The 14,238-nt window shown below is 42.6% G+C and carries 14 protein-coding genes and 1 pseudogene; 8 read left to right on the top strand and 7 right to left on the bottom strand.

Going from position 1 to position 14,238, the window contains the following annotated elements; all coding sequences use genetic code 11:
• The 7 genes from ACM0OR_RS10970 to ACM0OR_RS10940 all read left to right on the top strand — a co-directional run.
• A partial coding sequence (locus tag ACM0OR_RS10970) for a CHAT domain-containing protein (RefSeq protein ID WP_414576235.1) occupies positions 1–2,277 on the top strand: 2,277 nt, incomplete at its 5' end.
• Between the two features lie 113 nt (positions 2,278–2,390).
• Complete coding sequence (locus tag ACM0OR_RS10965) at positions 2,391–3,353, top strand: trypsin-like serine peptidase (RefSeq protein WP_414576234.1); 963 nt, start codon at positions 2,391–2,393, stop codon at positions 3,351–3,353.
• Positions 3,354–3,688: 335 nt separating this feature from the next.
• Positions 3,689–3,979 (top strand): helix-turn-helix domain-containing protein, encoded by a 291-nt coding sequence (locus ACM0OR_RS10960; protein ID WP_190696225.1) that lies wholly within the window; start codon positions 3,689–3,691, stop codon positions 3,977–3,979.
• A gap of 174 nt (positions 3,980–4,153) precedes the next feature.
• Complete coding sequence (locus ACM0OR_RS10955; protein WP_190696228.1) at positions 4,154–5,137, top strand: alpha-ketoacid dehydrogenase subunit beta; 984 nt, start codon at positions 4,154–4,156, stop codon at positions 5,135–5,137.
• 219 nt (positions 5,138–5,356) lie between these two features.
• Positions 5,357–6,781 carry a protein translocase subunit SecD gene (gene secD, locus ACM0OR_RS10950; protein WP_323265601.1) on the top strand — a complete coding sequence of 475 codons (1,425 nt, stop codon included), beginning with the start codon at positions 5,357–5,359 and terminating at the stop codon, positions 6,779–6,781.
• Positions 6,778–7,761, top strand: coding sequence for a protein translocase subunit SecF (gene secF, locus ACM0OR_RS10945; RefSeq protein WP_323265521.1), 984 nt, complete (start codon positions 6,778–6,780; stop codon positions 7,759–7,761). The genes secD and secF overlap by 4 nt, the downstream gene beginning before the upstream one ends.
• Before the next feature lie 108 nt (positions 7,762–7,869).
• Positions 7,870–8,268, top strand: a complete 399-nt coding sequence (locus ACM0OR_RS10940) for a hypothetical protein (RefSeq protein ID WP_190696236.1) — start codon at positions 7,870–7,872, stop codon at positions 8,266–8,268.
• Positions 8,269–8,285: 17 nt separating this feature from the next.
• Here ACM0OR_RS10940 and ACM0OR_RS10935 read toward each other — a convergent pair whose 3' ends face one another.
• Positions 8,286–8,432, bottom strand: a complete 147-nt coding sequence (locus ACM0OR_RS10935; RefSeq protein ID WP_414576232.1) for a hypothetical protein — start codon at positions 8,430–8,432, stop codon at positions 8,286–8,288.
• 17 nt (positions 8,433–8,449) lie between these two features.
• Here ACM0OR_RS10935 and ACM0OR_RS10930 point away from each other — a divergent pair, with 17 nt between their 5' ends.
• Entirely contained in the window at positions 8,450–8,920 is a 471-nt protein-coding gene (locus ACM0OR_RS10930; protein ID WP_414576238.1) for a GNAT family N-acetyltransferase, read from the top strand.
• On the opposite strand, the gene ACM0OR_RS10925 is transcribed toward ACM0OR_RS10930, so the two are convergent.
• The 6 genes and pseudogenes from ACM0OR_RS10925 to ACM0OR_RS10900 form a co-directional block, all read right to left on the bottom strand.
• Entirely contained in the window at positions 8,880–9,794 is a 915-nt protein-coding gene (locus tag ACM0OR_RS10925; RefSeq protein ID WP_414576230.1) for a sensor histidine kinase, read from the bottom strand. The two genes, ACM0OR_RS10930 and ACM0OR_RS10925, sit on opposite strands and share 41 nt — an antisense overlap.
• A 64-nt stretch (positions 9,795–9,858) precedes the next feature.
• Positions 9,859–10,455 (bottom strand): L-threonylcarbamoyladenylate synthase, encoded by a 597-nt coding sequence (locus tag ACM0OR_RS10920; protein ID WP_414576229.1) that lies wholly within the window; start codon positions 10,453–10,455, stop codon positions 9,859–9,861.
• A gap of 120 nt (positions 10,456–10,575) precedes the next feature.
• Positions 10,576–11,493 (bottom strand): peptide chain release factor N(5)-glutamine methyltransferase, encoded by a 918-nt coding sequence (gene prmC, locus ACM0OR_RS10915; RefSeq protein WP_414576228.1) that lies wholly within the window; start codon positions 11,491–11,493, stop codon positions 10,576–10,578.
• 3 nt (positions 11,494–11,496) lie between these two features.
• Complete coding sequence (locus ACM0OR_RS10910) at positions 11,497–12,270, bottom strand: Tic22 family protein (RefSeq protein WP_414576237.1); 774 nt, start codon at positions 12,268–12,270, stop codon at positions 11,497–11,499.
• A gap of 138 nt (positions 12,271–12,408) precedes the next feature.
• Positions 12,409–12,999 (bottom strand): annotated as a pseudogene (locus tag ACM0OR_RS10905) (S1 family peptidase); the annotation flags it as partial.
• A 163-nt stretch (positions 13,000–13,162) separates the two neighbouring features.
• Entirely contained in the window at positions 13,163–13,963 is an 801-nt protein-coding gene (locus ACM0OR_RS10900) for a Tic22 family protein (RefSeq protein WP_414576227.1), read from the bottom strand.
• Positions 13,964–14,238: the final 275 nt, after the last annotated feature.

The raw sequence follows: 14,238 nt of genomic DNA, 5'->3' as shown, positions 1-14,238 counted from the left end.
AGACGGGCAGTGGGAGACAGGGGAGGAGAAGCCGCCACCCTCAACAATATTGGCGTTGTCTACGACTCATTAGGAGAAAAGAAAGAGGCACTCAAATACTACAACCAAGCCCTACCCCTATTCCGGGCAGTGGGGGACAGGGGAGGGGAAGCCACCACCCTCAACAATATTGGCTTAGTCTACGGCGATTTAGGAGAAAAGCAAGAAGCACTCAAATACTACAACCAAGCCTTACCCCTACTCCGGGCAGTGGGGGACAGGGGAATGGAAGCCACTGCCCTCAACAATATTGGCTTAGTCTACGGCGATTTAGGAGAAAAGCAAGAAGCACTCAAATACTACAACCAAGCCCTACCCCTAAGACGGGCAGTGGAGGACAGGGGAGGGGAAGCCACCACCCTTTTCAATTTAGCGTACTTAGAACGCGAAAGAGGCAATCTGGAACAAGCCCGCACACATATTCAAGCAGCTATCGACATCATTGAAGATTTACGCAGCAAAATCATCGACCAAAAACTGCGTACTTCCTACTTTGCCTCAGTCCAAGATTACTATAAATTCTACACCGACCTGCTGATGCAACTGCATAAAAAAGACCCCTCCCAGGGCTACGACGCATTAGCACTGCACATCAGTGAACGTTCCCGCACTAGGGGTTTAGTAGAACTGTTAACCCAAGCTAACGTAGATATTCGTAAAAATGTTGACCCCAAAGTCATTGCAGAAGAACGCCGTTTAAACTGGCTACTTGATGCTAGAGAAAAACAACTATCACAACTAGTCAGTCAAAAACAACCACCAACCCAACTAGTAACAGCCACCAAACAACAAATTGCAGCCCTACTCAAACAACAGGAAAATTTAAAAAACAAAATCCGCACTACTAACCCAGAATATGCTGCGCTGAAATATCCCGAACCGCTTACCTTACCTCAAATTCAACAACAGTTAGATAAGGACACCGTATTATTGCAATATTCCTTGGATAAAGACCGCAGCTATCTATGGTTAGTCACCTCTAACTCTCTCAATACTTACGAACTCCCAGGAAATGAACAGATAGAAAAAGCGGCGAGAAATTTACACCAACAATTAACACGTCCACTTGTTGCTGGTGCAACCCCAGAAGAACAAGCCCAATCTTTAGCTGATACAACTAAAGCCGCAAAGGAACTGAGTCAAATTATCCTTGCGCCTGTGGCTGGGAAATTGGGAAGAAAACGTTTAGTGGTGGTGGCTGATGGTGTTTTGCATAAGATTCCTTTTGCGGTGTTGGCTGACCTAACCCCCCAACCCCCTTCCCTGCATTCGCGCAGCGTGTCGAAGACAGGGAAGGGGGAGCAGGAGAGGGAGAAGGAGCAGGGGCAGGGGCAGGAGCAAGCGCAGGAACAGGGAGAGGAGAACAATAAACTCCCCTCTCCGCTTCGGGGAGGGGTTGGGGGAGGGGTCAAATACCAACCTTTGTTAGTCAACCATGAAATTATTACTCTACCCTCAGTTACTAGCCTCGCTACCCACAGACAACAACTCAAAGGACGTAAACCCGCACCCAAAACCCTCGCGGTTATGGCTGACCCCGTATTCAGTGGTAATGATGAACGCGTTACTGGTAAAGCACCGCAAACTTCTGCATCTCTCGACCTAGAACTAGAACGTTCAGCCCTGAAAAGGTCGTTGAATAATCTTAATCGTAGTGGCTTAGATAGACTTCCTGGTACGCGCCAAGAAGCTGACGCAGTGTTGAAAATGGTGTCACCTCAAGAAAGTCTGCAAGCCTTTGACTTTGATGCTAACTACAACTTCGTGACTAGCCAACAACTAAGTCAATATCGCCTATTATTATTCGCCACTCATGGTATTTTCGATGACACTAACCCGGAATTATCAGGTATTGTGACATCTCTGGTAGATAAAGATGGTAAAGCGCAAAAAGGTTTCTTACGCCTCAACGATATTTTTAACCTCGACCTCCCCGCCGAGTTAATTGTCCTGAGTGCTTGCGAAAGCGGTTTAGGGAAGGAAGTCCAAGGGGAAGGCTTAATAGGGTTGACAAGGGGACTAATGTATGCAGGTTCAGCCCGGATAGTTGTGTCTTTGTGGAAGGTGAATGATCAAGCCACGTCTTTATTAATGCAGGAATTATACACCCAAATTTTGCGGGAAGGGAAAACCCCTGCTGTAGCTCTGAGGGAGGCGCAATTAAAATTATGGCAACAAAAACAATGGCAAAACCCCCGTTTTTGGTCAGCTTTTACCATCCAAGGAACGTGGGACTGAAGAGGCAGGGGGCAGGGGGCAGGGGGCAGGGGGCAGGTGCGTTACGGCTTACGCCTAACACACCCTACTTCTCAGAGCATCATCGATTAGTTAGTAATTAAGGAGTTTGAACGATGACTAAAAAGCATTTTTATAAACAACCTTTGGCTGTATTTATTGCTTGCTTCCTTGCAGGAATTTTGAGTTTTACGACTTTAGGCGGTTGGGTATCTGTCCAAGCAAAAGAAACAAAAGCACCAGAATTTATTAAACTCGAAGATGCAGGTAAATTAAATCTATTAAGTAATAGTAAGCCTTTCAAACCTGCTAATCTGCAACAATCTGAAAAACCCTATCCAGCAGACAGGGCTGTAATTGGTTGGGATGACCGTATTCCTATGATTAGTAGAGAATATCCTTGGTCAACTATTGGGCGCGTGCAGGGAACAACTACTGATTTAAAAAATTATCATTGTACGGGAACTTTAATCAGTGAAAATCTGGTTTTAACAAATGCTCATTGTGTGATTGACCCTTCAACCAATCAATTAAGTCGAGAAATCCGGTTTTTTCCCAATCTAATTAATGGTGTTGTTTCTAATAGAAGAGATATCGCTGTGGTTGAGCGTGTCATTTATGGTACTGATTTTACTGGAAATGAACTCAGTAATCAAATCAATGATTGGGCGGTGATGGTAATTGATAAGCCTTTGGGTCGTAAGTATGGTTATTTGGGTTGGCAATCTCTTTCTACTGCCAGTTTCTTGAAAAATCAAGATAAACTCTTTTTTGTCGGTTATTCTGGTGACTTCCCTGATACTAGAAAAAAAGGCTATGAGTTCCTGTCTGCTGGTCAGGGTTGGACTGCTTCATATCAAGCTGGATGCGGTATTGTTCAGGAGAAGGATGGCGTATTATTCCATGATTGTGATACTACTGGGGGTTCTTCCGGTGGTGCGCTGATTGGTTTGATTGGTGGTGAGCCTTATATTGTGGCGTTGAATAATGCGGAACTCACAGATTCACGCACAAGGCGGGGGATTATTAATCTGGCGGTGAAGGTTGATTTCTTGGATAGGTTGTTTGCGAGAAATTAATTCTTAGACTTCTTGTATAAATAACGTCGTGTGCAACTTTCTCTGAAACCTAACCCCCAACCCCTTCCCTTGTAGGGAAGGGGAGCAGGAATCAAAGCCTCTCTCCTTGCAGGGGAGAGGTTTGGAGAGGGGTTTCCCAACCTACTATTGTTGAGGTTAAAAGTAGGTTTTGTATGAGGTGTTACAGAAATTAGTAGCTGAGTTTGTCAAAGAGTGGTGCGATCGCCTATAAAATAAACATAGATAATAAATTTAGTCTTTTGAATTTCATAATTGACAAATAATGTCAATTAATTTAACAAAAAACTTTAATTTCTGCAAAGGGAGCATGAGATATGGATATGCAAGTCCTGAGAGAGCGTGCTGGTATCAGTCGCGCGGAAGTTGCCTTCAGGCTTGCAATCAGTGAAACTAGCGTTCGCAATTGGGAAGCTGGGCGGACTGAGCCAACGATGACCCCGAAAAAATACTTGGAAGCGTTACGTATATTTAAATGTACACCGGAAGAATTGGCGATCGCTAGCGAAAAGTCAATTAATCAACGACACAAGCGTAAACCAGGAAGGCCAAGACGCTTTCCAGAAGATCAGGTAACACAGGTAACGGATTCGCCAGTTTGCAGCTGATAGCCTGCTAATTCAAAGTCTATCTAAAAGTAGATAACTTTAGCTCAATTTTACAGTAGATAATTGCTGGATGATAACTTTTTTTGACTGATCTCTAACTAGTGCGATCGCTCACTATATTAGTCACGGTAGCGCGATAAGATTCTAAAACAATAGTTGTAAAAAAAGGTCTAAATGGCAGAAACACTATTTTTCAACGCTTTGCGGGAAGCCATTGATGAAGAAATGGCGCGTGATTCCAGCGTATTTGTTCTTGGTGAAGACGTAGGACACTATGGCGGTTCTTACAAAGTTACCAAAGACCTACACCAAAAGTATGGTGACTTGAGAGTTTTAGATACTCCCATCGCCGAAAACAGCTTTACTGGTATAGCAGTAGGCGCAGCAATGACTGGGTTACGTCCGATAATTGAAGGCATGAACATGGGCTTTTTGCTCCTAGCCTTTAACCAAATCTCTAACAACGCTGGGATGTTGCGTTACACTTCCGGCGGTAACTTTAAGATTCCAATGGTGATTCGTGGCCCAGGTGGTGTAGGTAGACAACTGGGTGCAGAACACTCCCAACGTCTAGAAGCTTACTTCCAAGCCGTCCCAGGATTGAAGATTGTCACCTGTTCTACCCCTTACAACGCCAAAGGACTACTAAAAGCTGCTATCCGCGACGATAACCCAGTATTGTTCTTTGAACACGTTTTACTTTACAACTTAAAAGAAAATCTACCAGACGAAGAATACGTACTTCCCTTAGATAAAGCAGAGGTTGTCCGTAAAGGTAAAGATGTCACAATTTTAACTTACTCACGGATGCGTCATCATGTGATGCAAGCTGTAAAACCTTTAGAAAAACAAGGTTACGACCCAGAAGTAATTGATTTAATATCACTCAAACCATTAGATTTTGATACCATTGGTGCATCAATACGGAAAACCCACCGCGTCATTGTGGTAGAAGAATGTATGCGAACCGGCGGTATTGGTGCGGAATTAGTCGCATCCATTAACGATCGCCTATTTGATGAATTGGATGCCCCAGTGCTAAGATTATCCTCCCAAGACATCCCTACCCCTTACAACGGCGCGCTGGAACGCCTGACGATTATTCAGCCAGAGCAAATTGTGGAAGCCGTGCAGAAAATGGTAGCAATGCGAGTCTAGGGAATAGGGACTGGGGACTGGGGAAAAGAAAGCAGGGGAAGCAGGGGGAGCAGGGGGAGCAAGGGGAGCAAGGGGAGAAAAATACAATGCTTACTCGCTACTCCCTCACTCCTCACTCCTCACTCCTCACTCCTCACTCAGCACTCAGCACTCAGCACTCAGCACTCATAACTGATGCAAAGAGCGTTATTATAGCGTTTGTCAGTTGCGAGTTATGGTATGCAGAGACAGCGATCGCTTTTAGCGTTGATATTCGTTTTAGTCATAGCCGCCGTTGCGGCCATTGCGTTGATTCCTGTCCCCTTGGGGTTAGACTTACGCGGGGGTTCACAGCTTACTATCCAGGTGAAACCCTCAGCTGAAATCAAGCAAATCACTGAACGTGAATTAGATGGGGTGAAAAAAGTTGTTGAAGGTCGGATTAATGGTTTGGGTGTTTCCGAACCAGTTATCCAAACTGTAGGTACAGATAAAATCCTGGTTCAGTTACCAGGAGTAAATGACCCAGAACAAGCGGAACGAGTTTTGGGAGGTACAGCACAGTTAGAATTTCGCCAACAAAAACCCACTACAGAAACTCAATTATTTGCTTTTCAAGCATCACGCGCCGAACTAAAAGTCAAGCAAGAAGAATTAAGAAAAAGTAACGATCAAGACGCAATTAATAAAAATTTAGAAGATTTACAGAAAAATAATCAAGCGATCGCCGAATTATTTGAGAGTACCAATCCTCCCCTTGATGGGAAGCATCTTCAAGATGCCTATGGTGAACCTACTCAACAAGGTAATAACTGGAATGTGGCTATTCGCTTCGACCCAACAGGTGGTGAACTATTTGCCAATCTAACCAAAAATCTGGCAGGTACAGGACGCAGCATCGGTATTTTTCTAGATAATGAACTGATCAGTTCTCCCGTTGTCGGGGTAGAATTTGCAGCTACTGGGATTACTGGTGGCGCGGCTGTAATTACAGGTAGATTTACCGCCCAAGAAGCCAATGATTTAGGCGTACAATTACGCGGTGGTGCTTTACCTGTACCAGTGGAAATTGCCGAAATTCGCACAGTTGGGGCAACCTTGGGTAAAGACAGTATCACCAGCAGCATCTATGCTGGGATTGGTGGTCTAATTTTAGTATTAATATTTATGGTGGTGTACTACAGACTACCAGGATTAATTGCGGATTTATCCTTAATTGTCTATGCCATTTTGACTTGGGCTACATTCTCTCTATTAGGTGTAACCCTCACGCTACCAGGAATCGCTGGATTTATTCTCAGTATCGGTATGGCAGTAGACGCAAACGTGCTAATTTTTGAACGCACACGGGAAGAATTAAGGACTGGTAAATCACTGTATCGTTCTGTAGAGTCAGGCTTTTACCGTGCTTTTTCCAGTATCTTAGATGGCAACGTCACAACAGTAATTGCCTGTGCAGCACTATTTTGGCTGGGTGCTGGTTTAGTCAAGGGCTTTGCTGTAACTCTAGCTTTGGGTGTAGTAGTCAGTATGTTCACAGCTATTACCTGTAGTCGCAGCTTAATGTTTGTTGCCATTTCCATTCCCGCACTGCGTAAACCAGAACTATTTTGTCCAAACCTGCCAGCATCAGGGGTATCTAACAAGGCAGAGGTAGCTCAATGAAACTCAGTATTAACAAATCGCGATCGCTCTGGTGGACTATTTCTTCTGCTATCACCTTAGCTGGTATTATCTCAATGGTGATTTCCTGGCAAAACCCCAACATTCGCGCACCCCTACGTCCGAGTTTGGATTTTGTCGGTGGCACAAGATTACAATTTGAACGAGATTGTACCAAACCAGGGAACTGTGACCAGCCATTAGATATTAACGTTGTGAGGGAAGTCGCTAAAGCCCAAGGACTTGGGGATAGCAGCATTCAAATCATTGCTGACAAAGAAACACGCCAAGATAATGGCATCTTAATTCGCACAAAAAACTTAGATCGCGAACAGCGTACCAATTTACAAAACGCCTTAAGTGAAAAAGTCGGCACTTTTGACGAGCAAAAAAATCAAATTGACACCGTAGGGCCGACCTTGGGGCGAGAGTTGTTTACCTCTGGTATCATCGCCCTGATTGTGTCTTTTGCAGGCATCATTGCTTATTTAAGCTTTCGGTTTCAGTTAGATTACGCCGTATTTGCGATCGTCGCCCTGTTTCACGACGTACTAATCACAACAGGCATCTTCTCAATTTTTGGTCTGGTTTTCGGCACGGAAGTAGATAGCTTATTTATTGTGGCTCTACTAACCATTACAGGTTTCTCTGTCAACGATACCGTAGTAATTTACGATCGCATTCGGGAAACATTAAAACTAAATCCTAACCAACCGATTACTGAGATTGTTGATGATGCAGTTAACCAAACTTTAGGCAGATCAATCAATACAACTTTGACCACCATGCTGCCATTGTTCGCTATCTTCCTATTTGGTGGTGAAACCCTGAAAAACTTCGCTTTAGCTCTAATTTTTGGCTTCATCGCCGGAGCATACTCCAGTATTTTCATCGCCAGCACCCTTTTAACAGTGTGGCGCGAACGTACAGCTAAATCCACAGTGGTAGCGACTGCTGGAGTAACTGATACATCTGTCGAGTAGTCAAGAGTCAACAGTCCCCAGGAGTTATTTAATTAATTTTGATTTTTGACTTTTGACTTTTGACTTTTGACTTTTAACTTGATTTGTCCCCAGTCCCTAGAATTGCCTATGACTCAACCAGAACAACCTGCAATTCCTGGCAATGAACAATCTTTAGCACAACAAGTCCAAAAGCTGCACCAGTTGACTGTGTATGGGAGGTGGCTATTTGTTGGGTTTTTATGGTTGACAATTGCGCCTCTATGTTTGTGGAATCTCCGCTCAGAAATTAGCTTGTGGCAACAATACTTTACTTGGGCAGCAGTGCGCTATGGACTTTTTTACCATCCACTATCTGCGATCGGTTTAGCTTTTTGTATTGGGATGACTACTTCTGTTTTAGTTTGGCAAAGTCGAAATATTTTGCTGGGTTTACCACGCCAAGAACAGCAACGCCTAGAAAAACAAGTATTTCAGATCCGCCAGCAAGGCCCTACTCATCCTTTGTGGAAGTGGGTGTGTCAATAGTCATTAGTCAATAGTCATTAGTTTTTCCCTGCTTCCTGCTCCCTGTCCCCTGTCCCCTGTCCCCTGTCCCCTGTCCCCTGTCCCCTGTCCCCTGTTGCATACACATACACGAACTCCGTAATTTCTTGCACAATATGATGTGAAGACAGTAAAACTACTGCCATATCGGAGTGCCTACATGATGAACTACCCTCAGATTCAGTTTCGTGAACATCGCCACGCTAAAATAGACCTTTACCAACTCCAAGAATTATTTAATCTTGCAGCTTTTTGGGCGAAAGGACGCAGTATTCAGGATTTGAGTATAGCTATTGCCAACAGCGATCCAGTGATTTCTGTATGGGATGCAGAAAGACTGATTGGTTTTGCCAGGGCAAATTCTGATTGTATCTATCGGGCGACAATTTGGGATGTGGTAATTCACCCAGAGTATCAGGGTACTGGACTAGGCAGCAAATTAGTCGAAACTGTTTTAAGTCATCCTCGGATGCAGGTTGAGCGAGTTTACTTGATGACTACTCACCAACAAAAATTCTACGAAAAAATTGGTTTCCAAGCTAATAGCACTACAACTATGGTGTTGGACAACCAATCGAATATTAGCACTTTGACTACTGTAGAAGTTCAGCTTCAAGAATCGCTAGGGGCATAGATATTTGTAGTCTAGTTAAAGGCTCTCTTTCCGAGATGGGAGATGGTAAAATATCTAACTTGCCTCCCATCACGTCTAACAGCTTTTGATTAAGTAATAGCTTCATACCTGAAGACAGACCAGTTTGATCTGGCTCAGGATTAACAGACTTATCGTCAGATGTAAGCAAATCTATAGATTCATGATTTAAGAAGGCATGATTAGGTAAATCTAGGGAAATTTGCACAAAATTACTATGAATAGCAGTAGAAATGCAAATACTACCCTCTGACATCTGATAAATAGCAGTATCTACTAAATTCATTAATATTTGCCTGAACCACCGTTTGTCAGCCAAAATACAAGTCTCGCTATCTGGAGGCAAAATTCGCAACTTTAAATTGCGATCTACTGCCAGCATATAAGTTAAGTTATAAACTTCTTGTAAAATCTCAGCTAAAGGTTGGGGCTGAATGTCTAGCTTGTTAGTCCCGTGTTCTGTTCGGACAACATTGAGAATTTCATCCATTAAATGTAATAGCTTTAATGCCCGTTCATGAGCTTGGGCAATAAATTCACGCTCTTCTGCTGGATCTTCGCATAAATCCGACAAAATTAACTGATGTAACCCAATCAGACCATTGAGAGGCGATCGCAATTCGTGGGTAGTCCTCGCTAAGAAACCCGCTTTAAACTGGCTCATTTCCTTAGCCATTTCATATGCTAGCTGCGTGTTCTTGATCTCTTCTGGGAATGATAGCGTCTGCTGTTTATCTGTTGGCTTTATTGCTGAATCACTAGCAATGGAATTTACAGAACGTTTTGTTAGTAATCCACGATAACCCACCCCTATTAATAGTCCTAAGCCGAGATATATCCAGTTACTCCAATTCATAATTTGGCAGTTATTAACTTTTTAATTGACCACAAAAATGAAAAATCAGTTTCCAACTTAAATATTAAACATCTAAGTTTACTGCACCTTGACGTAAAATTTGCCAATTGCTACCTGTCCATTTAGCAACAGTAGAAGGTTGACTCAGTGCAGTATTTTTACTGGAAAATTCCGTGGCTGTGGATTCCCAAGTCATTACTTCAGCAAACTGAGCCGCAATTTCTGCCATAGTTTCTAAAGCTGGCTGACCTGACAAATTAGCACTAGTAGTAGCTAGAGGGCCTGTTTGAGACAAAATTTTTTGAGCGATCGCACTTTTCGGAACTCGAATCCCAATTGTTGTGGGGTCAGTTGGATTCATCGCTTTTGGGACGCGATCGCTAGCCGGTAAAACCAATGTCAATCCTCCCGGCCAATACTGATCTACAACTTGCTGCCAAATCTGATATTCTGCTTCACTACCTTGGACATAAGGCCATAAATCTTCTGAATCAGCCGCCATCAAAATCAAAGGCTTATCTTGACTGCGCTGTTTAGTAGCAAAAATTAACGCCGCTTTTTCTGGTAAAACTGCCAGTGCTGGAACAGTATCCGTAGGAAAACTGACTACAAAACCAGAACGCGCACTAGCTATTAATTCTTCTAAAGAAACTTTGGTCATAATTATGAGTATGAGTTACGCCAACCATTACTTAAACTACTCATAACTCATAACTTAGCACTCATAACTTAGCACTCATAACTCATAACTCATAACTCATAACTCATAACTCATAACTCATTACTCAGCACTCACATAAGCTAACGCAAAGCGTTCAACACCCTCTAAATCCGTGTGAATTTGAATGTTTTCATAGCTACCTTGTTTTTGCAGGAGTGTTTTTACCGCCTCAGCCTGTCCAGCCATCATTTCAATTAACCATACGCCACCCGATCGCAAATAGCTGGGAGACACTTCTATCAAATGGCGAATGTCATCTAAGCCGTCAACACCACCATCTAGAGCTAAATGAGGTTCATGGTTAACAACTTCCGGTTGTAGTGTCGGTACGATATCACTAGGAATGTAGGGTGGGTTAGACACCATACCACTAAATTGACCTTTAAGGGCTGTTAACGGCTGCCACCATGAACCTTGATAAAATCGCATCCGGTCAGCTAAACCTAGATTATGGGCGTTTTCTTGTGCGATCGCTAAAGCTTCTATGCTGTAATCAACAGCATGAATTGTAGACTCTGGAAAAGCATCCGCTAGTCCCAAAGCGATCGCACCACTACCAGTCCCCAAGTCTACCCAATGTCCTTGTTGTAGCTGTGACAAGACTTCACTCTTAGCCGCCATTACAGCTAAATCAATCAAGCATTCGGTTTCTGGTCTGGGAATTAACACTGCACTCGACACTTTTAATCTAAAATTTCGCCAAGGTGTACTGCCAGCAATGTACTGTACTGGCAAGCGATCATCTAAACGCCTCAGCCAAAACTGGTCTAACTCTTCTAAAGACAAAGCCATGATAATCTCAGCCTTGTCTTTAAAAGAGTCTAAACGCAGTGACAAGCGGTCTAAACCTGCTACTTCTTGCAGTAACCAATCTATTTCTGCTAGGGGAATATTATGCGCGATCGCTTTTGGGATTGCTCTATTGCGCCATTGCCAAAGTTGTAACCCAGAAACTAAATTTAGCTGTTGCTCTATCATTCCTTAACGTTGATTGGTCTTTGTCATCTGTGAATTTAAATTAAACGTATTATCCTTCGGCAAAGTCCTAATATATTCCCTAGACTCTTGAGATGGTACTAAAACAACTTGGTTGAGCCAAGCATCGTTTTTCTCTTGAAAGGTCTTGACCACTCCATCTACATCCATGACTTGAATATCAGCTTTGGGAAACTTAGACTTGACTTGGTTTAACAAACTCTTTGCATCTTGCTGACTGAAAAACAGAGGAATGAGTTGTTCTTTGCCATCTCTTAGTTTAATGGTTACATAGCCTTGATCCGGGGTAAATCTCACAGCAAAAACTGGTACACTCTTAAATTCATTTACCTGCCGACCACTTTGACGTAATAATTCTATAGCCGCTTTAACTTCCTGATCTACGGGCTTAAAAGCAAATACAAGACGGTTAGGGTTGTTTTTAGTTTGTTGTAATTGCTGATAAATTACACCCAAGGGTACTGCCGTTACTTGTAAGTTTTTGACAATTGCCTCCATTTTGGGGTCTTTACCTTTGGCATTATTCCGTAGTTCTCTAATAAAAGTCTCAGCCTCTTGCCGACTTAAATAAACCCCTGTCACCGAACCACCTGTTTGTTGAGCGTTCTGACCTTTTGGTAAGGTACGGGTCAAGGGTAAACGCTTCTCGTTAGTAATCAAATACACAGGTATGGAGTCTAATTTATTTTTTATTACTTGGTCACGAACAAAGAAGTCATCTGCTTGAGGTGTGGTCACTTTTGGTGGAGGCAACTTTATAGCCACATCTATACCCACTTTGTCCGAAAGTCTGACAAAAGTGTTGATGGGAATACCCGCATTCCTACCTGATTTTACAGTAGCAATACTGGGATTTATCTGATCAAAATTAACATCAATTGCTGGTTCACCTCTACCATGAATGCCTATGACCTCGCCTTTCTCATTCAGCATTGGCCCACCACTCATGCCTGGAAGTGTAGCATTGTCATAAAATAAGGTGTATCCGCCATCAACAGATATCTGAGTCGCATTAGCTAGAACTTGCCCATCCCGACAGTCATAAAAAGGGATTTCAATCCCGGCGTTCTTTTTCGGAAAACCAGTTATGTAAATATTTGTTCTTCTTGTGGCTACATCAGAATTACCCATTTTAGCCACTTGATAAGTTTGATTGCTAGTAAACTGCACAACTGCTAAATCTACCTTGTCTGACAAAGGTTTCACATTGCTGTATTTGAGTTGATGACGCTGATTATCTGGGGTGACAATTTCATATTTCAGATTTGGTTCTTGGACTACATGATAGGCAGTCAGGACGGTGTAAGTATCGCCTTCTCGCTTAATAATCACCCCAGAACCAGGTGTTTGACTATCAATTAATACAGTGATTTTTTCGGCAATGATATCTACTTCTTTCGTACAGGATATTGCTTGTGCTACCTGCGACTGTATTAGGGCGATCGCTACCCCTATGAAAATTGGCAAGAGGTTGTATTTATAATTCATAGGACTTACGCATTGATCAAAATCATCAGCTATCAACGGTTGATTCGTCTAATATGAGCGTGATCGCTGCTGATCTAAATATTAGTCGCCAAAACTCTAAAACGAGCTATTTTCGCTAATACAAATAATTTCCCATTTGTACAACGCGTAAGTCCAACGTTGATTATTTTTTCGGCGCAGGTGCAGATGCTGGTCGATTTGGCGCAGGGGATTTTTTAACTAGCGATTGAATAAAACTGATGGACTCTCTCGATGGATACAGAACAATTTTATTGATCATAGGATCATTGCTGCTATTAAGAGCTTCCATCACACCAAACAGATCCACTACCTGAATCTCAGTATTAGCACCTTCTCCTGGTACAGCTTTTTTGAATTGATCTAACAGAGCCACTGCTTGCTCCTTCTCAAAGAAGAAAGGAATATATCGCTCGTTACCTTGTGCAAGAGGGATCGTTAAATAGCTATTCTCTTTCTTAAATTTAGGCACAAATAAGGGGATACCATTAAATTGATCCCCTTTTTGACCACTCTGATTTAACAGGCTGACTGCTGAATCTACCTGTTGTTGCATCGGCATTAAAGTATAAATGGTCGAATCTGATTTCTTTTTGCCTTCTAGGACTATTTTATAGTAGTCGGCTAAGGACAGAGGTCTTACTTGTAGAGTAGTTGCCAGTTGGGGATTTTCTTTCTTCAGGCGATTGTCTAAAAATTTCTGAGCATCCTGCTTACTAATAAAAAATCCTACTTGAGAGATGCTCTTACCTTGGTTGTTCCTGGAAATAATTACAAATTCACCTTTAGCATTGGTAAGTGTAAAAACAGGAACTTCTTGCAGCTTTTTAACAACCTGCTCTTGTGGTAATGCTACTGCTTGTAGATTACCTACTCCTGGTAAATCGGCTGATAATATACTGCCAGCAATACCCAATATTACGCCTAAGCGAACCAATGCTTTCATGACTTTTCCTCGCATCAATACTTCAATTTAGTTATTAAGTTAGACAAATAGTTGGATTTGCACAGCACCAACTAGTCTTAGTTATATAGCAATCCATTTGAGATGTGAAAAAGTTGTGGCAGTTGTTGAATCTTAACAACCATCTCTCAAAACGTGATATAGCGTTTCCTTCCTTGCGGGGAGGAGGTGAGGTTCTTTTACCTCACTCAAACGAGAAATGCTATATTAGCCCTTGAGAATTGCTATCTAGCTATTTGCTACTGGTGGACTGTGGT

This window comes from Anabaena sp. CCY 9402-a (assembly GCF_963920945.1).
Lineage (GTDB): Bacteria > Cyanobacteriota > Cyanobacteriia > Cyanobacteriales > Nostocaceae > Trichormus > Trichormus minutissimus.
This window is presented reverse-complemented; position numbering and strand designations above follow the sequence as displayed.